Origin of the sequence: Paenibacillus typhae (assembly GCF_900099765.1) — a bacterium.
Classification (GTDB): domain Bacteria; phylum Bacillota; class Bacilli; order Paenibacillales; family Paenibacillaceae; genus Paenibacillus_AQ; species Paenibacillus_AQ typhae.
The window spans coordinates 12,502-30,758 of record NZ_FNDX01000040.1; the positions used below are offsets into that span (position 1 = coordinate 12,502).

The 18,257-nt window shown below is 50.6% G+C and carries 11 protein-coding genes; 10 read left to right on the plus strand and 1 reads right to left on the minus strand.

Annotated features, from left to right (window positions below):
- The first annotated feature begins 54 nt into the window (after nucleotides 1-54).
- Nucleotides 55-807, plus strand: coding sequence for a hypothetical protein (locus BLR64_RS23315; RefSeq protein WP_090718165.1), 753 nt, complete (start codon nucleotides 55-57; stop codon nucleotides 805-807).
- An 80-nt stretch (nucleotides 808-887) separates the two neighbouring features.
- Here BLR64_RS23315 and BLR64_RS23320 read toward each other — a convergent pair whose 3' ends face one another.
- Nucleotides 888-3,227: a helix-turn-helix domain-containing protein gene (locus tag BLR64_RS23320; protein WP_090718168.1), complete on the minus strand. Its 2,340-nt coding sequence runs from the start codon at nucleotides 3,225-3,227 to the stop codon at nucleotides 888-890.
- Between the two features lie 277 nt (nucleotides 3,228-3,504).
- On the opposite strand from BLR64_RS23320, the gene BLR64_RS23325 reads away from it, so the two are divergent.
- The 9 genes from BLR64_RS23325 (at nucleotide 3,505) to BLR64_RS23375 (ending at nucleotide 16,874) form a co-directional block, all read left to right on the plus strand.
- Nucleotides 3,505-5,031: an extracellular solute-binding protein gene (locus tag BLR64_RS23325; RefSeq protein WP_090718170.1), complete on the plus strand. Its 1,527-nt coding sequence runs from the start codon at nucleotides 3,505-3,507 to the stop codon at nucleotides 5,029-5,031.
- A gap of 104 nt (nucleotides 5,032-5,135) precedes the next feature.
- Nucleotides 5,136-5,687 carry a CueP family metal-binding protein gene (locus BLR64_RS23330; protein WP_090718173.1) on the plus strand — a complete coding sequence of 184 codons (552 nt, stop codon included), beginning with the start codon at nucleotides 5,136-5,138 and terminating at the stop codon, nucleotides 5,685-5,687.
- Nucleotides 5,688-6,152: 465 nt separating this feature from the next.
- Nucleotides 6,153-6,863 (plus strand): hypothetical protein, encoded by a 711-nt coding sequence (locus BLR64_RS23335; RefSeq protein WP_090718175.1) that lies wholly within the window; start codon nucleotides 6,153-6,155, stop codon nucleotides 6,861-6,863.
- A 2,270-nt stretch (nucleotides 6,864-9,133) separates the two neighbouring features.
- A complete protein-coding gene (locus BLR64_RS23350) occupies nucleotides 9,134-10,702 on the plus strand; it encodes an extracellular solute-binding protein (RefSeq protein WP_090718182.1) in 1,569 nt (522 codons plus the stop codon).
- 140 nt (nucleotides 10,703-10,842) lie between these two features.
- Complete coding sequence (locus BLR64_RS23355; RefSeq protein ID WP_090718185.1) at nucleotides 10,843-11,811, plus strand: ABC transporter permease; 969 nt, start codon at nucleotides 10,843-10,845, stop codon at nucleotides 11,809-11,811.
- Nucleotides 11,812-11,842: 31 nt separating this feature from the next.
- Nucleotides 11,843-12,718, plus strand: coding sequence for a carbohydrate ABC transporter permease (locus BLR64_RS23360; protein ID WP_090718187.1), 876 nt, complete (start codon nucleotides 11,843-11,845; stop codon nucleotides 12,716-12,718).
- Nucleotides 12,719-12,768: 50 nt separating this feature from the next.
- Entirely contained in the window at nucleotides 12,769-13,896 is a 1,128-nt protein-coding gene (locus BLR64_RS23365; RefSeq protein WP_090718190.1) for a glycoside hydrolase family 88/105 protein, read from the plus strand.
- Between the two features lie 172 nt (nucleotides 13,897-14,068).
- A complete protein-coding gene (locus tag BLR64_RS23370; protein ID WP_090718192.1) occupies nucleotides 14,069-15,418 on the plus strand; it encodes a glycoside hydrolase family 28 protein in 1,350 nt (449 codons plus the stop codon).
- A 445-nt stretch (nucleotides 15,419-15,863) separates the two neighbouring features.
- The gene (locus BLR64_RS23375) at nucleotides 15,864-16,874 is read left to right on the plus strand and encodes a ketoacyl-ACP synthase III (protein WP_090718195.1); all 1,011 of its coding nucleotides are present in this window, start codon (nucleotides 15,864-15,866) and stop codon (nucleotides 16,872-16,874) included.
- Nucleotides 16,875-18,257: the final 1,383 nt, after the last annotated feature.

Sequence of the window (18,257 nt, forward strand, 5' to 3'; positions counted from 1 at the left end):
CCTGCCGTAAATCAGGTATAATGGACAGGAGACGGGAAAACAGGAGGGATCGGATTGAATAAGAAGGATGGTCATCACGCCGGTTCTTTCCGGCTGAAGCTGCGCATTTCCGGCCTGATTATGCTGCTGCTATCAGCACTTTTGCTTGGCGGCTGCGCCAGCGGAACAGCCCATGTGACAGTGAAAAAGGACGGCAGCCTAGAGCTGGCGTTCAGCATGCTGCTCAGCGCGCGGGTGGAGTCACTGGCAGGCGGCAAACTGGAGGAGGTGCTGGCTCACAGGCTGGCGGCCGCGGGTATTGAGCTGGACAAGAGCCAAAGCGGCAGCTCGACGGAGTACAAGTTCCAGAAGACTTACGGGTCGTTTGAAGAGCTGCAGCAAAATGCCGGCAGCCTGGATATTATAGATACTGAGGTTGCCCAGGCAGACAAATGGCTGTACACGCGTTATGAGGTCACAGCCCGGCCGAAGCTGAATGCCTACACGGATGAAATTATAGACAGCATCGGCAGCCTGAATGTGCCGGAATCGCTGGTGCGCCTGATGCTGCAGAATCTGGCGCTCAATTTCAAATTGACGCTGCCGTATAACTTGTACGGGCCTAACAATGCAGACAGTCAGGAAGGCAACACCCTGACCTGGCGGATCAGCATGGCGGATACTGAGCCAGTACGGCTGGTGGTCTATGTGCCGCAGGTTCAGAACCTTGCCATAGCAGGCGGAGGACTGGTGCTGGTCTTTAGCGCCGGGGCAGTCTGGCTAGTCCGGCTAATCCGGGCAAGAAAAAGCAGACAGCTCAAACAATAGCAATACCGGCCCAGCCGGGTTGCTGCACAAGCCGCCGGCATCAGCATCCCGTGCTGAACTGCCGGCGGCTTGTGGTCTGCTTAATACTCATCCGGCACCGCACGCGGCCGGGAGACGGCATTATCGCGGTATTGGCCCGGGGTCATGCCCTCCTGCTTGCGGAAGGAACGGATGAAGTTCTGCGAGTTGTTGTACCGCAGACGGGCGGCAATGTCCTTGATTGGCATATCGGTTTCCTCCAGCCATTTCTTGGCCATCTTGAACCTGTACATCGCCAGATATTCGCTGAAATAATACTGCGTCTCCTTGCGGAAGACACTGCTGATATAGTTGGCATTGTAATGCAGGCGTGACGCACATTCCTCAAGCGTCAGATCTTTATCATAATCATGCTGCACAATATCAATGATCTTCTCGGAGATGTTATGATACTGCGCATTCTGCCGGCTGTGAAAAATCCGGATCATCGGCAGAATCACAATACTCCAGAACCAGTCCTCGATTTCGGCAACGATGTGCAGATCCGTCAGCTCCTCGAACAGCGAGCCGTTCACATGGTAGATCTGATTCAGGCTGATTCCCGACTCCTGCATCATAATCAGGATATTGCCGAGCAGGCGGTTAAGCGGGATCTGGTACTCCTGCGGCGACAGCCCCGGCTTAAAAATACAGCCGAACAGCTTATGCAGCAGCTCCTTCGCCTTGTCGGCATCCGCCAGCTTGATAGCATCCATCAGGTCATTTTCGGTATGCACCGGATAGTTCAGATTGAGATAATGATTGCCGGAGTTGATATTTTCGTATTGGATGATAATGCCCTTGCCGAGCGTAATCCGGTATTTCAGCGCTTCCAGGCTCTCCTTGTAGGCGATAGGCAGCTTATCAATATTGTGGAACGGCAGACTCATCCCGATACTCACCTGCAGCTTGAGATAATTGTTGATCTCCTGCTGCAGACTCTCCGTCAAGGCATAGAGTGTCCGGTGAAAAGCCTCGGCATTGCCCTCCGTGCTTCCGATCAGCGTAACGACAGCATGGTCAATGATAACCGGAGCCAGCCGCTCTCCCGGCGGCACCAGCTCTTCGATCATATTATGGGCGGCGAACAGCAGCAGATGGAGATCCTTTTTGTCGTAGCTGCTTTCAGCTGAATAGTCGATGCTGAGTGTTATGACGGCCATTGTTCCCCAGTCGTCTACTAACGGCCGGTAGCCGTATTGCTCCAGCTCTTCGAGCAGCTCGCGCCTTTTCATATTGCCCTGAAAGGCTTTGGTCAGAAAAAAGGTGCGGACCTGCCGGATATGCTGGTTCAGCTCCTTCTCAAGCTGCGACTTGGACTGGAACAGATGGTGCATCTGCTCTCCGATCGACTGGAACTCGTCCGTGAACCGGGCCTTGATCCCGGGCCGGCGCAGCCCCATCTGATTGAGCAGCCGCTGTATCGGAGAATACATCCGCCGCGAACCAAGCCAAGCTGTCAGGACCGACAGCAGCAGCATTAAAGCGCAGATCAGCAGGGTGTAGGTTCCGATTTTGGAGGACTCCTTGGTAAGCCCTTTGATGGATGTGACCGACAGATAGGTCCAGCCGTTCAGCTGTGAACGCAGATAGGTTACGGAATAATCCTGTTTGCCGATAACGGTCTTGAACTGTCCGTTTGTTGTACTCATGCCGGATACAAGCGCAAAATCATTAAAGCCGCCTGCCTCAGCCGGACTGCCGATCAGTGTTTTGTCGGGGTGCAGCAGAATGCGTCCGGCTTCATCCAGTATGATGATGCTGTCCAGCGGGTCGATCTCCGAGTTGATGAAGTCCTGCAGGCTGCAGGCCGGAATGTTGGCAAGCGCCAGCCCGTATTTTTGCAGCTTATTGGTTGGAAGCTTCTTGATCAGACTGATACTGTAATCGCAGCCGGTAACATTAACGCTCTCCTCACTGTAGAACAGGGAAGAAGGATTAAGCACCCAGGAGGCCGAGTCAGACACGTTCATCAGATTGGCCAGCTGCTCATAATTCCGGTATTCGTTCAGGCGGTAGAGCCCGGAATTTTTGATCATCCAGTTCTCCCGCTGATTCAGCAGTATGACATCCTCCAGCTTGGTATCGAAGGACTGCATGTTGCGGATTTCGGTTCTCAACTCATTATATAAAATGAAATCGGTTACATTTAACGGGTTGTTCAATGCTTTTTTGAGCACTGAGGAATTAACGACCTGGTTTAAAGTCTGATTGACAGTGGTCAGCTTATGCTCTACATTTGAGTTAATTTGTAAAATGAGTTCCATTTTGCTTTTGTTAACATTTTTTTGAATTTCGCTGGAGGATGTGAGATAAGAGAATGAACCGATAAACAGTACCGGAATTGTGCTGATCACAAAGGTAAACAGCGTTAATTTACTCAGAAAGCTTAAGCGTTTCACAGCATTCAACACCTTTTTTTTAATAGAAGCAGTCTGCTTTAAGTGTATGCATCACGGAGGATAATAACAATAATCATCTGGTGCCGCAATAATCATTTTCTCTAATAATGACTGCTGTTTGAAGATTATTCAATAATTAGCAGTTATATTAAACCATACATAACTTATGATTATTATGATTCTATCTTAAATGAACGGGCCAGAGATTGTCGGGCTATAATTAAGAAAGCGATTACAATTTGAACTATACTATAAAGTTGTTTAGGAGGATGCGGGAATGTTCGGAAGACTCGTACGGGGAAAGGTAATCCGGTATTGCTGTCTGCTTGTCTTGCTCCCGGCAATATGGTTAAGTGCATGCAGTGATGCAAATCCGGCCCGGACGGAAACGGGGGAGGCTCAGCCGCTGATCACCATTCTGGCCCCGCTGCATTTTCCGTCACAGCCGTCCAAAGAAATTGTGAGTGAGATTGAGCGGCTGACGGGTGTGAAGCTTGCGATTACCTGGGTACCTGAGGGTGTCTATACCGATAAAATGAACACGGCTCTGACAACCAATTCGCTCGGAAAGGTTACCTTTGTCAAATTTACCGACTATAATCTGGTCAAAAATGCGGTCCGCTCCGACGCCTTCTGGGAGATCGGCCCTTATCTTGCGGAATTTCCGAATCTGAAGCAGCTGGACCCGGCTATTCTCGGCCAGACTGCGGTAGACGGCAAAATTTACGGCCTGTATACAGAGCGCCCATCGTCAAGACAAGGGATCATTATCCGCCAGGATTGGCTGGACCGGCTGCAGCTGGACAAACCGCAGACGCTGGATGAGCTGTATGAAGTGATGAAGCAGTTTACCTACAATGACCCGGACGGCAACGGCAAGCAGGACACCATCGGGCTGGTAGACCGCAATGACCTCGTCTACGGCGTTTTCAAAACATTAAGCTCCTACTTCGGCACACCGAACAACTGGAAGCTGGAGAACGGGCAGTTCATTCCGGAGTTTGCCACACCCGAATATATGGACACGATGAATTTCATGCATAAGTTATATGTAGAAAAAATCATTAACCAGGATTTCGCCCTGACCAGTAAGGAGGTACAGCGCGACAAATTTATCCGCGGCACCGCCGGGATCTTCATCGGCAGCATGACGGATGTGCAGCGGCTCTCGATTGAAGCGCAGGCGATCAATCGGGAGGCTGAGCTTACGCTGATTAACCGGATCAAAGGCCCTGACGGGTATAGAGTATGGTCCATTCCCAACTACAACGGGCTATATCTGTTCTCCAAAAAGGCGATAGCGACCGAGGACGAGCTGAAGGAGGTGCTGCGCTTTTTTGACCGGAGTATGGATAAGGATGTGGCTAATCTGATGATGTACGGAATCGAGGGCCGCCATTACAAGCTGGAGAACGGCAAAGTCATTCTGCCTGAGGAAACCTCGCAGCTGCGGGTCAATGAGGTCAATCCGCTCTATTCCCTGATGATCGCCGATATCAGTAACAAGAACGTTCTCGAGGTCGCGCAAAAAGAGCAGCTGACCGCCCTGGCCGAGCAACTGAGCCGGGACAATGAGCAATTTGTAGTGAATGATCCGACCTTGACGCTCAGCTCCCCGGCCTATGATGAGAAAAACGTGGAGCTGTCTACGATTATCACGGATGCCACCTACAACTATATTATCGGCAATATGAATGCAGCGGAGTTTAATGCAGAAGTGGAGAGATGGAAATCGAGCGGCGGCAGCCTGATTATGGAGGAATATGCGGAGGCTCAGGCCAGGGCAGCGGCAAGCAGCAAATAAGGATGCCTTAATTAAGACAGCATAGGCTAATTTGTCATGGATTCGTCTAGTTTGCAGGTACCTTGGCTGGACTATAATAGTAGAGACAGGAGGATGATGAATCCATGAAAAAAACAGTCTTGCTGACTGCGGGATTAGCAGTAGTCATCGCGGCAGGGACTTACATCTTTGCGGAAAATATCAGCCGCGAAGATGCGAACCCGGACGCAGCAATCGATACAGCAGCCCTTAAACAAATGGTCCAGGATTACAGCAGCCGCAGTCTGACAGCTGAATCGGCATCCATATCATCGACGCAGCTGATCGTCAAAGAAACAGACGGCAAGTCCGCCGCCTACAGCCTGCCGGAGGATGAATTTTTTGTCTCCATTGCACCTTATGTAACGAAGACACATCCGTGTGCGACTCATAGCCTGACTGGCTGCCAGGGAGAAATGCCGGAACAGGATTTCAGTGTATCGGTCCAGGATGCCGAGGGCAATCAGGTGATGGACAAGCAGATCGTACAATCCCAGCCTAACGGCTTCATTGATTTATGGCTGCCGAGGGACAAGACTTATAATGTAACGATCGAACAGGACGGCAAAAAAGCGGTGTCTGAAATTTCTACCTTTGAGCAAAATGACACTTGTGTGACTACTATGCAGTTGGGGTGAGGATTGGTGAGGTGTGACCTTCCCGTCGCGAGTTTTCAGATGTTAATCACATGAATATACATTAACGCAAACGGGGCGGTGTTCTCCTTTATCTGGAGACGCTGCTTTTTTTGCACTTGCTTAACTGGACTAAGAGGTGCTTGTTGAAAACTTTGTCAAAAAAAGTCGGCATATTTTGATTTTATTAGGGATATTGGGATGATTATACTAATATAACCGATGTATATTTACATTTATTTTTAAAAGTATGATTTTTTGTCATAATTAATCGAAAAATGAAAATTATTTTATTGATTTTATAATAATTCAGTCTAAATACTCATGAATTTGGTATAAATTTACTAAATTTGTATATTTAATTGATTTTAACGGATTTAATGGTTTAATATGGTATTTATATTCGAATATGGAAGGAGGATAGTATTATTTATTTTAAACTAAACGAATTTTGGAGGCGAAACTATCTTGAAAAAAGTAGTGATTAAATTCATCACAGTACTTACAATGTTTTCTTTAGTCGTACTTCCTTTAGGACCAGTAGTTAAAGCCGAAGAATCGTATGAATCAAACTTTACCTCTATCTCGAATACGGAGGGAATCGTTGAAGAGGAAGGAGTATTTAATGCTGATGGTGTTACAATCACCTATAACATTGAGGTTGAAAGTGACATTATTACTTATAACCTAATAAATAACGGAGTTGAGCAAATCATTAAGGTTAATCAATCCACGGGTGAGATATGGGTTGATGGTATTCCAACCGATCTGTCAAGTTTACTTCACCCCTCTAATAGTAGTGATTCTTCTTTAAACTCAAGTATTGTTTCACCAGCAGCAACTACAATTCCGCCTGACGTTGGTTTAACCGCGTATGGGCCAAAGGGCGAGAATGGGCAACTTACTAAGTACACTGAATCTAATTCTCAATATACCAAAGTTACCATGTCGGCTTTAGCTGCTGCATTATCTACTCTTGTTAAAGCACCATATAGTGCGGTATTAGCTGCCCTCAGTGTCATAATAGGAGCCGATCAAAGCGCGACTGTATACTATCGAGAACAGTTATATTACACTGGCAATCCGATGAACTATTGGTTTACGATATTTAAAACTTATTCCGATTCAAATTTTAAAAATCAAATTAGCAGAGACGTTTACTATGTAATGATTTGGTAAAAAAAAGAAATCAAGCCGAGATTAGTAACGGCTTGATTTCTTTTTTTTGTTTTGATTAATGAAAGTTTGAATTTAGTAATTATCAGGTCATTTTTTGTTAATCGATTTTTTAATGAATATACTTAAAATACTGGAACCTAATGTAAGAAACATAAATAACCAAATCCAACGGAGAAAGTTGTATTCTTGATAATCTTTATTAATTAAGAGTAGCAAAAATAAAATTAGAGTAATTGCAGCAAAAATAATTCTGAAGACTTGAAGTAACCGCAAATGACTCTCCTCCTTTAATCAATTTCCATTAATTATTATTATATCATACCACGTAATACATTTTTTAACACATTGATATTGATATTCAAGATTCTTTTAATTTGTTCACAAGCTGGTAGGAGGTGGTAAATCGAAGCATTCCCCCAGCAGCGAATACCGCCAACCGGACCAGTCTTGGCCTCATCGAATCCTCCGCCGCATTTCCCCGCCGCCAATCCAAGCGGCGGGGAAGTTTAGAACTGTAGGAGCGTCAGCGTCCGACCAAAAGCTTTCCGTAGGAAAGCTAGCAGCGTAAGCAGCGTGCCCAGCTAAGCACGCAATCTCTAGCCGGTGAAAGTCCGGTCGCGGGAGGGGCCAAGCCCCCGCGTAGCTAGGATGCCTGCGCACGGCGAAATCTGTGTGTAGAAGCGCATCGACAGAAGTACGGTTGTAAGACCGTGCGAGCAACCGACCAGGCCGCAACATGAAGTGAATCCTGCCGCGTCGTCAGAGTGGTCTCGCAAGAGGACAAGAGGAAGCCGAGTCCCGTGCTTTAGGACGAAGGCCAAGGAAGTTGCAGAGAACTTGGAGCAGCAACGAAGAATCATCCGGCGTAAGGGGAACGGCATGGTTGGAAAGAGGAGGCAGTGAACTGGGGAGGCCCTCCCTTGCACCGAAAAGAAAAGGTAAAGAGACACTCTATAAACCCAGAAGGTGAAGTGAGATGTCTGCAGGAAGGGAGTCCGAGGGGCCCATAGTACCGAACAACCGTAGGACAACATAACCTGCGGGAGGAAAGGGGTCCTGCTTTGTTCAAGTTTATCCCAGAGGTACGAGTACGTGATTGCCCAAAGGGCTAACGACACGCCAGAAACGCTCAACAACTCTGTGGAGGAAACTAGCTCATGGAGCCAAGGTCAAAGAGACCGCACGCCCAGGAGTGACGAACATCGGAAAGCCGTATGAGGGAAAACCTCACGTACGGTTTGATGAGGAGGGGCTGGCCACACACCAGTCCTTTACTCTAGTATGCCGTCTGCGGATTTCCACCGCGGTCAGTGGTTAAATGAAGAAATCTGCAGACAACAGCGGCCGGAAGTCCAAACATTCCCCGCAGCAGCGAATAGCGCCAACCAGATTTGTCTTAGCTTCATAAATGCCTCTCTGATTTTGCCTTACCTCGTCGCCCCGCCCGCAGCATTTCCCGCCGCAAATCCAAGCGGCGGGCAAGACTTCCCCTCCTTCACCCGGATAAGGTGAGAGGAAGCCCCCGGGAAGGCGGGAGCAGCGGAGGGGAAGTTTGGAACTGTAGGAGCGTCAGCGTCCGCCTGAAAGCTTTCCGTAGGAAAGCTAGCATCGGAAGCATATGCTGTCTTCGGATTTCTACCGCTATCGGCGGTTATAATCAGGAAATTCGAAGACAACAGCGGCTGGAAGGCCAAACATTCCCCGCAGCAGCGAATAGCGCCAACCGGATTTGTCTTAGCTTCATAAATGCCTCTCTGATTTTGCCTTACCTCGTCGCCCCGCCCGCAGCATTTCCCCGCCGCAAATCCAAGCGGCGGGTAAGACGTGCCCCTCCCTTCACCGGATAAGGTGAGAGTAAGCCCCGGGCAGGCGGGAGCAGTGGAGGGGAAGTTTGGAACTGTAGGAGCGTAGCGTCCGCCTGAAAGCTTTCCGTAGGAAAGCTAGCATCGGAAGCATATGCTGTCTGCGGATTTCCACCGCGGTCAGCAGTTAAATCAAGAAATCTGAAGACAACAGCGGCCGGAAGTCCAAACATTCTCCGCAGCAGCGAATAGCGCCACCCGGATCCGCCTTAGCTTCATCGCCCTACACCCCGCTCCTTTAACTAACGATCTTCCTCTCACCTTATCCGCCCCCATCACCCGATAATCATTTCCCCAGACTCCCCTCCCAAAACCCCCATAATGAGTAAATGATTGTTTTCGTAACCTGGCCAGAGCTGTAGTGTGAGGCATGTAACCAATTACAAGCCAAACGGAGGTCAAAAAGGTATGACGAAAAAATCCTTCACCCTGCTTCTCAGCTCACTGCTGACATTCAGTATGCTGACGGCAGCGTGCGGCAACAACAACAGCGGAAATGAAGCGGCGGCTACTAAAGATCCAGGCACGAGCGGCGGGAACACAACCACGACCGCAACTACAGAACCGGCACCAGAGCCGGAGAAGCCGACAGAAATCAAAATTATGCTGCCGCTGAATACAGCGGAAACCCCGCCGGATACGATCAAGACAGAGCTGGAGAAGCTGACCAATACCAAGCTGACCTATCAGTTCTTCCCGGCGGATACGTATGAAGAGAAGCTGAATTCCTCCTTTGCCACCGGCTCGCTGCCGCAGGTAACGTACCTGAAGAATCAGACCACGTTCGTGCAGATGAGAGAAGCGATCAAGGACGGACAGTTCTGGGAGATCGGGCCTTATTTGAGCGAATTCCCGAACCTCAACAAGCTGAAGCCGGAAATTCTGAACAACACCAAGGTGGACGGCAAGCTCTACTCTCTGTACATCGGACGTCCGCTGGCCCGCCAGGGTATCATCTACCGCAAGGACTGGGCTGATAAGCTGGGCCTGCAGGCCCCGGCTAACCTGGATGAGCTGTTCGCGATGGCGCAGGCTTTTACCGAGAAGGATCCTGACGGCAACGGCAAAAAAGACACCATTGGAATCGTGGACCGCAACGAGCTGGTATACGGGGCGTTCAAAACCGTCTCCGCCTGGTTCGGCACACCGAATACCTGGGGTGAGAAAGACGGCCAGCTGGCGCCGGATTTCACCTTCCCGCAATACATCGATACGATGGATTTCTTCAAAAAGCTGCGTGACGGCGGCTACATGAACAAAGACTTTGCAGCTACAAGTAAAACGGATGCCGTAAACATGTTCGTCAGCGGCAAAGCCGGGCTGTACATCGGCGGCTCGATGCAGGACATCGACACCCTGAACAAGGATCTGATCAAAAACTTCCCGGATGCCGTGCTTGATACCCATAGTATGGTTGCCGGACCAGACGGAAAGTTCGCCCAGTGGATGATTCCAGGCTACAACAACGTCGTGCTGTTCCCGAAATCCGCAGTTAAGGACGAAGCTGAGCTGAAGAGCATTCTCGCCTTCTTCGACAAAATGATGACTCCTGAAGTATCGAACCTTATGTACTGGGGCATTGAAGGCACACACTATACCGTTGTAGACGGCAAGGCTAAACCGACTGACGACAAAGAGCTGATCGAACGCGAAGTTAAAGGCTACAAGGACAGCGTAATCGGTGAGTCCGAAACCAACGGCATGTATCAGAGCTATAACGTGCTGCCTGGCCGTATTCATGCGGAAGAGCTGATTCTTGAAAATGTGAAGGTAGGCGTCGCTGATCCGACTGCTGCCCTGGATTCTGCTACCTACACGTCGAAGGGCGTAGAACTGCAGCAGATTATTACGGATGCCACGTACAACTATATTTATGGCCAGCTGGACAAAGCCGGTTTTGAAAAAGAAGTGGAAGCGTGGAAGAGCCGCGGCGGATCAGCCATTATCGAAGAATACAACGCAGTGTATAAAAAATAAGCGGAGCTCCTGAATAGCGCCCTGCCAGGTAACACCGGATACAGAAGGCTGGCGAAGCCGAGCCGCTTCGGCAGCCTTCTTTTATACGCACACAAACCCGCAGTCAGATGCGGAATCAGGAAACAGAAAGGGAGAGAACTATGCAGGATGTCACCGCTCAGCCGGGTACAGTCTCCAAGCTGAAGCCCAAAAGCTACAAGAGCAGCAGTGAGCTCAAAAAGCGGCTGTGGAGAAACAAATATCTGTACGTCATGCTGATACCGGGTGTTTTGTTTTTCGTTCTTTTTAAATATTTGCCGATGTACGGCCTGATTATTTCCTTTCAGGATTATAAGCCTTACCAGGGAATTACGGGCAGTGAATGGGTAGGCATGGAGCATTTCCAGCGCCTGTTCACCGAGCCGGACTTCCTGAACATTCTCGGCAACACGCTCATATTGTTCGGCATGAATATTCTGTTTTATTTTCCGGTGCCGATTATACTCGCCCTGATGCTGAATGAGCTTAGAGGCAGCTTTTTCAAAAGACTGTTTCAGACGCTGGTCTATCTGCCCCACTTCATGTCATGGGTTATCATTGTCTCGATTACTTACGTTATGGTTACGATGGACGGCGGGATTATTAACGAGCTGCTCAGTTATTTCGGCTTCGAGCAGGTGAACTTCCTGCTGAATCCGGGCTGGTTCCGGCCGATGTACATCATCCAGATTATCTGGAGAGAAGCGGGCTGGGGCACGATTATCTATCTGGCTTCGATCGCTGCTATTGACCCCGGTCTCTATGAAGCTGCGCGCATGGACGGAGCGGGACGGATGCGGCAGATCTGGCATATTACACTTCCGGCGATCCGGAGTGTCATCATTACCCTGCTTATTCTGAAAATTGGTTCCGTGCTGGATCTGGGCTTCGAGCATGTCTATCTGATGCTGAACTCCATGAACCGGAATGTTGCGGAAATTATCGATACGTATGTCTATACTGCAGGACTAAGACAAGGCCAGTTCAGTTACAGTACGGCTATCGGATTCTTCAAATCCATTATCGGGCTTATCATGGTTATGTCTGTTAACAAATTGTCCAAGAAAATGGGCGAAGAAGGCGTTTATTAAGCGAATTGAGAGACTGCGGGAGGAATAGAAGATGGTAGAGGACAGATCGCTGGGCGGCAGGGTGTTTGCCGCTGTTAACTTTACGCTGCTGGCGCTGATTGCGCTCATTACCGTGCTGCCGTTTGTGCATGTGGTCGCGGGTTCTTTTACAACAAGTGCAGAGATTGCGGCGAGCAAGTTTGTGCTGATTCCGAAGGTGTGGAGCCTGGAGGCTTATAAATTTATTTTCTCGACGGATACGATCTTCAAAGCGATGGGGGTCTCGATCGGCGTTACGCTGATTGGTACGCTGTTCAGTATGTTCATCACGGCGCTGATGGCCTATGGCCTGTCCAGAAAAGATCTCGACGGACGCAATGTGGTTAACTTCCTGGTTGTGTTCACGATGCTGTTCCATGGCGGGATGATTCCGACGTTCCTGGTGGTAAAAGAGCTGGGGCTGATCGACTCCTATGCGGCGCTTATTTTGCCGTCGGCGATCAGTGCGTTCAATATGATTATTCTCAAAAACTTTTTCCAGAACATCCCCGAAGGGCTTGAGGAATCCGCCAAAATCGACGGCTGCAACGACTTCGGCATCCTGTTCCGGATCGTGCTCCCGCTGTCAATGCCGGCGATTGCTACGATTTCCCTGTTCTACGCGGTGACTTACTGGAACACTTACATGAGTGCAATTCTGTATCTGGATGACAGCGCCAAATGGCCGATCCAGGTCCTGCTGCGGCAGATCGTTGTTCTGGCCAGCGGTATGGATCACAGCGCTACGCTTGATGCGGCCGTTCCGCCGCCGGACCAGTCAATCAAAATGGCGGTTATCGTAGTAGCAACACTGCCGATTCTGATGGTGTATCCGTTCCTGCAGAAGCATTTTGCCAAAGGTGCTATGCTCGGTTCCATGAAGGGATAAGACTTCTCAGACGTTCGGAAGGGATACTAATGTTGGAAGGGGTATGAAGGATGATAGGCAGTCTGCCGGCAACACCGATAGAATGGGCCCGCAAGGCCTGCGATTCGTTAATGGACACTTACCAGGCGGGAGAGCTTCCTCCCGCCCACCGCTGGCATTACCATCAGGGCGTATTCCTGTGCGGAATGGAGCTGCTGTGGTCTGCTTCAGGCGATGGGCGTTACCTGACCTATATTCAGGAGTATGTAGATGATCTGGTGGATGAGCACGGCAATCTTTATTTTGCCCGTGACGAGCTGGATGCGGTTCAGGCGGGGCTGCTGCTGTTCACGCTGCATGAACGGACCGGTCTTGCGAAGTATAAGACTGCCGCAGACAAGCTGCGTAATCTGCTGCGGACCGTGAACCGGACGGCCGAGGGAGGATATTGGCATAAGGACAAATATCCTTATCAGATGTGGCTTGACGGCCTGTATATGGCCGGGGTTTTCTCGCTGAAGTATGCGGATGCCTACGGAGAGCCGGAGCTGCGCCAGGCGGTGCTGCACCAGGAGCGGCTGATGCGCAAATATATGAGGGATGAAGCAACAGGTCTGCTCTATCACGCCTGGGATGAGAGCAGGCATATGCCTTGGGCCGATCCGCAAACGGGCTGCTCCCCGGAGTTCTGGAGCCGCTCACTCGGCTGGTACGGGCTGGCCCTGGCACAGTTTCTTACGCTGCTGCCTGAGGAGGAGCCGGGGCGGGCGGAGCTTGCTGCTGCGCTCGGTGAATTCGTACAGGCGCTGATCCGTTATCAGGACAAGGAGAGCGGACTCTGGTATCAGGTTGTTGACAAAGGCAATGAGCCGGACAACTGGCTGGAGACCTCGGGTTCATGCCTGTTCGTGTATACCATTGCCAAGACGGTAAAGCTCGGGCTGGCTCTTGACGAGGCTGAGGCTGCTGCTGCTGCCCGGAAAGGCTACGAAGGCCTGATTGAGGTACTGCAGGAGGATGAACAGGGACGGCTGATTCTGCCGGACATCTGTATCGGTACCTCGGCAGGAGATTACGAGAATTACGTGACCCGTCCAAAAGTAAGCAATGACCTTCACGGCGTTGGGGCGCTGGTGATGGCCTGTGTGGAGATGGAGTCTTTGTACGAGATGCAGGAAGTGCAGGAAGTGCGGGAATGACGCTATTGACAGTTCACAGATTTCCCCTGCGAACAGGGGTATGAGTTGAAAAGTAACAGCAATTAACAGCGGCCGGAAGTCCAAATATTCTTTGGATTTTCGGCCAGAGCTTTAATAGTGAACTTAATATTACAAATCGGGTATCAGTTTTGCGAAGTAAGGAAGGGGGAGATTGAAGTTGTATAATATTGAGGAGTTTGGAGCGCGGCGGGACAGCGGTGCGGCGGCGACTGAGGCTATTGCTGCTGCGGTTGCAGCTGCCAGCCTGGATGGAGGCGGAACGGTCTACGTTCCCGCCGGCACCTTCCATACCGGAGCGGTGCGGCTTGGCAGCAACATTGAGCTGCACTTAAGTCCAGGGGCGGTGCTGAGCTTCAGCACCGATCCGGCAGACTACCCCGCGGTGGAAGCGCGCTGGGAAGGCGTCGGACGCCAAGTGCATTCCCCCTGCATTTATGCGGAGGATGCAGTAAATGTGTCCATTACCGGAAGCGGAACGCTGCATGGAAATGGGGCTCCCTGGTGGAGGAAGCACCGGGAGCAGCCGGAGGAGCTGGAGTATCCGCGCCCGACACTGATCGGCCTGAACCGCTGCAGCCGGGTTACGGTGAAGGATGTTACCCTGCTCAATTCACCGAGCTGGACAGTGAATCCGATTGTCTGCAGCAATGTGACCATCGACAATGTCTACATTCTGAATCCGGCGGATTCGCCGAACACGGACGGTATTAACCCGGAGTCCTGCTCCGGGGTACGGATCAGCAACTGCCATATTGATGTTGGCGATGATTGTATCGCCATTAAGGCAGGAACCGAGGATACAGCGGAGCGCATCCCCTGTGAGAATATCTCCATCACGAACTGCACCATGGTGCACGGGCATGGGGCGGTCGTGCTGGGCAGTGAGATGAGCGGGGATATCCGCAATGTGACGATCAGCAATTGTGTATTTAAGGAGACTGACCGCGGAATCCGCATGAAGTCACGGCGCGGACGCGGCGGAACCATTGAGGATATCCGGGTCAGCAATATTGTGATGGAGGGCGTGCTCTGCCCGTTCACGATGAACCTGTACTATTTCTGCGGACCAAGGGGCAAAGAGAAATACGTCTGGGACAAACAGCCTTATCCGGTGACGGCGGAGACGCCATGCTTCCGGCGGATTCATTTTGCCAATATTACCGCCCGTAACGTTCATGCCGCCGCAGGCTTCCTGTATGGACTGGCCGAGCAGTATGTCTCGGAGATTAGTTTTACAGATGTCGATATCTCTATGGCAGAGGAGGCTGTGCCGGGGCAGCCGGATATGATGGCAGGGCTTGCGGATATGAGCAAACGCGGTTTTTTCCTTGGCAATGTACGGGATGTCAGGTTTCAGCAGGTGACGGTAGCGAATCACGAAGGGCCTGCTTTTTATATTGAAAATGGTGAGAATGTAGAGATCCTGAACTGCCGTTCCCGGAACACAGCCAGGCCTGAAAAGCTGGTCGAGCAGGTTGAAGTTGTACCGGTAGAGAGATAAACGGTTAGCGGATTCGACTGGAAAACTTTTAGCAGCATATAAAAGGATTAAAGGGACTGTGACCGCCAAGGCGGTCATGGTTCTTTTTGCTGGAGAAGGAGGCGGGAAGACATATGGCGGGTATGGCGGACAGGGAGTTCAGGATACAGGCGGGTGTAAATGAAGAGGATGTACCTACGTGTAGAACAGGTGGAAGATAAGATGTAGGAATGGGTAAATATAAGCTATAACGTCCGGACTTCCGCATGTTTTCCGGAAATAAAGCTAATCTAATTTCAAAGCCTGACATTTCCTCTCCTGACATTTCCTCTTATGAGGAATACTATTCCTTTGCATTATCGGAATTATTCGCTTATAATTAGTACCAAGTACTAATACCAGATACTATGTTGAAGTGATTATTTGCTAATGCGTTGCACAAAATGAAATATGAGGTGATCAGAAAATGAAGGGTGCCAAAATTACAGCCATTGGTTCTTATGTCCCGGTCAGCAGATTGACTAACAGCGATCTGGAGCAATTGGTCGACACAAATGATGAGTGGATTGTGCAGCGAACGGGGATCAGGGAGCGCAGAATCAGCCGTGAGGATGAGTACACCAGCGATCTGTGCATTGCTGCTGTCCGGAATCTGCTGACCCGTTACGGAAAATCTGCAGCGGATATTGATATGGTGCTTGTGGCAACCAGCACGGCGGATTTTTCTTTTCCCTCAGTAGCCTCGATTATTCAGCACAGGCTGGGTATTCCGCTTACGGTCGGAGCGTTCGATGTAAGTGCAGCCTGCGCCGGGTTTGTATATGCACTCCATACTGCCCACGCCTATGTAGCGTCAGGCCTGCACCGTAAAGTGCTGGTTGTCGGAGCGGATGCACTATCTAAAATTACCGATTACACGGACCGCAGCACCTGCATTCTGTTCGGTGATGGAGCCGGGGCGGTGCTGGTGGAAACAGATGAGCAGCAGGACCGTTTCCTCGGCTATCATCTCGGCAGTGACGGCGGAGGAGCACATCATGTTTACCGTACCGGATTGTCACATACGGTTAATGGTGTGGAGCTTGGGGGTTCAGGCAAGCTGGTGCAAAACGGGCGGGAAGTATTCAAATGGGCAGTCCGGACGGTACCTCAGGGCGTGCAGCGGGTACTGGACAATGCCGGTGCAACGCTTGAACAGGTGGACTGGTTCATCCCGCACAGTGCCAATCTGCGAATGATTGAGCCGGTCTGTGAACGGCTGAACTACCCGCTGTCCCAGGCTCTGTACAGCCTGGAGTATTTCGGCAATACCTCTGCCGCCAGCATCCCGCTGGCGCTCGACCTCGGTATCCGTGAGGGGAAGGTACACAGCGGACAGCGAGTTCTGCTCTACGGCTTCGGCGCCGGGCTGGCGCATGCCGGTGTGCTGACCGAGCTTCAGCTGGATGAACAGGTGGCTCCGCCTGATGTTTTATAAGCCAAACAGATTGTTATTCCAGTAGTATAAGGCCGGCTGACCTTTTGCATGGGGCGGCGGGCCTTTTAAGCTTGCTCTCTGGTTTTTAAAATCCGCGGGTTGTGTTTCGCGCTGTGGGCTCCAAATACCAAATACCAAGCACCGAGCACCGAGCACCAAGCACCAAGCACCAAGCACCGAGCACCGAGCACCAAGCACCAAGCACCAAGCACCGAGCACCAAGCACCAAGCACCAAGCACCGAGCACCAAACACCAAACGCCGAGCACCGAGCACCGAGCACCGAGCACCAGACACCAAACACCAAACGCCTAACGCCAAACGCCGAGCACCAAGCACCAAACACCAAACACCAAACACCAAACACCAAACGCCGAGCACCAAGCACCAGACACCAAACACCAAACGCCGAGCACCGAACACCGAGCACCGAGCACCGAGCACCAGACACCAAACACCGAACACCGAGCACCGAGCACCGAGCACCAAGCACCGAGCACCAAACGCCGAGCACCGAGCACCGAGCACCAAGCACCAAGCACCAGACACCAAACACCAAACGCCGAGCACCAAGCACCAAGCACCAGACACCAGACACCAAACACCAAACGCCGAGCACCGAGCACCGAGCACCAAACTCCAAACGCCGAGCACCAAACCCCAAGTACCTTCCTCTGCTCCAGCCATTATGCCTATGTGGCTTCCTCCCTCTTTTTTCAGCGGCATAACCGAAAAATCGTACCCGAAACCGGAAAATCCGCGCCTTGTATGCCTCCATAAAATGAGAGATTATATTATCGAAAACGTTTTCGGGTTTACGGGTGATCCTGTTGTATAACGTAACCATTTTCGGTATTTGTGCTGGCCCAAAACTCGAAAGGGTTCGGAGTTTGCCGGCTGTGGCTGGGATAAGGGGGGGAGTTAAGGCCCGCGCAAATGATCTGAGTGATGACCTGAGAAAAAGTAAAGGTAAAGGAAAAGGTAAAGGTAAAGGTAAAGGTAAAGGTAAGAGCTTAAACTCAGATTCTAACGGGGACTGGGGAGTAGAGGTCAGCGGGGGATGTCTGAATATAGTCTTTGAGCCGGGTATGTAATTTCATTCAAGGATTAGTTGGATTTTCGCCACCTAAATTTGCCGCTTTTCGTCTTATCAGAGCATTAGTTGGAAAAAGTACACCTATTTCGGCCCATTTTGCCCTTAAGCTGTAATATTAGAACAATTAAGTGGCGTTTTTCCAACTAAATTGCTATTTCAGGCTCATTCATTAGAATTAAGTGTACAATTTCCACTTAGTTCGATCAGTACATGCGGAGAAGAGGCTGAAAAAGCGAATTGCCCCGCTAATTGGGGGAATGCCGGTGCTGGCAGTGATGCTGCCCAGAG

Bases quoted from the DNA above. Each gene is read 5' to 3' on its own strand.
- BLR64_RS23325 (WP_090718170.1), top strand. From the start codon at position 3,505: ATGTTCGGAAGACTCGTACGGGGAAAGGTAATCCGGTATTGCTGTCTG.
- BLR64_RS23375 (WP_090718195.1), top strand. From the start codon at position 15,864: ATGAAGGGTGCCAAAATTACAGCCATTGGTTCTTATGTCCCGGTCAGC.
- BLR64_RS23330 (WP_090718173.1), top strand. From the start codon at position 5,136: ATGAAAAAAACAGTCTTGCTGACTGCGGGATTAGCAGTAGTCATCGCG.
- BLR64_RS23360 (WP_090718187.1), top strand. From the start codon at position 11,843: ATGGTAGAGGACAGATCGCTGGGCGGCAGGGTGTTTGCCGCTGTTAAC.
- BLR64_RS23350 (WP_090718182.1), top strand. From the start codon at position 9,134: ATGACGAAAAAATCCTTCACCCTGCTTCTCAGCTCACTGCTGACATTC.
- BLR64_RS23365 (WP_090718190.1), top strand. From the start codon at position 12,769: ATGATAGGCAGTCTGCCGGCAACACCGATAGAATGGGCCCGCAAGGCC.
- BLR64_RS23355 (WP_090718185.1), top strand. From the start codon at position 10,843: ATGCAGGATGTCACCGCTCAGCCGGGTACAGTCTCCAAGCTGAAGCCC.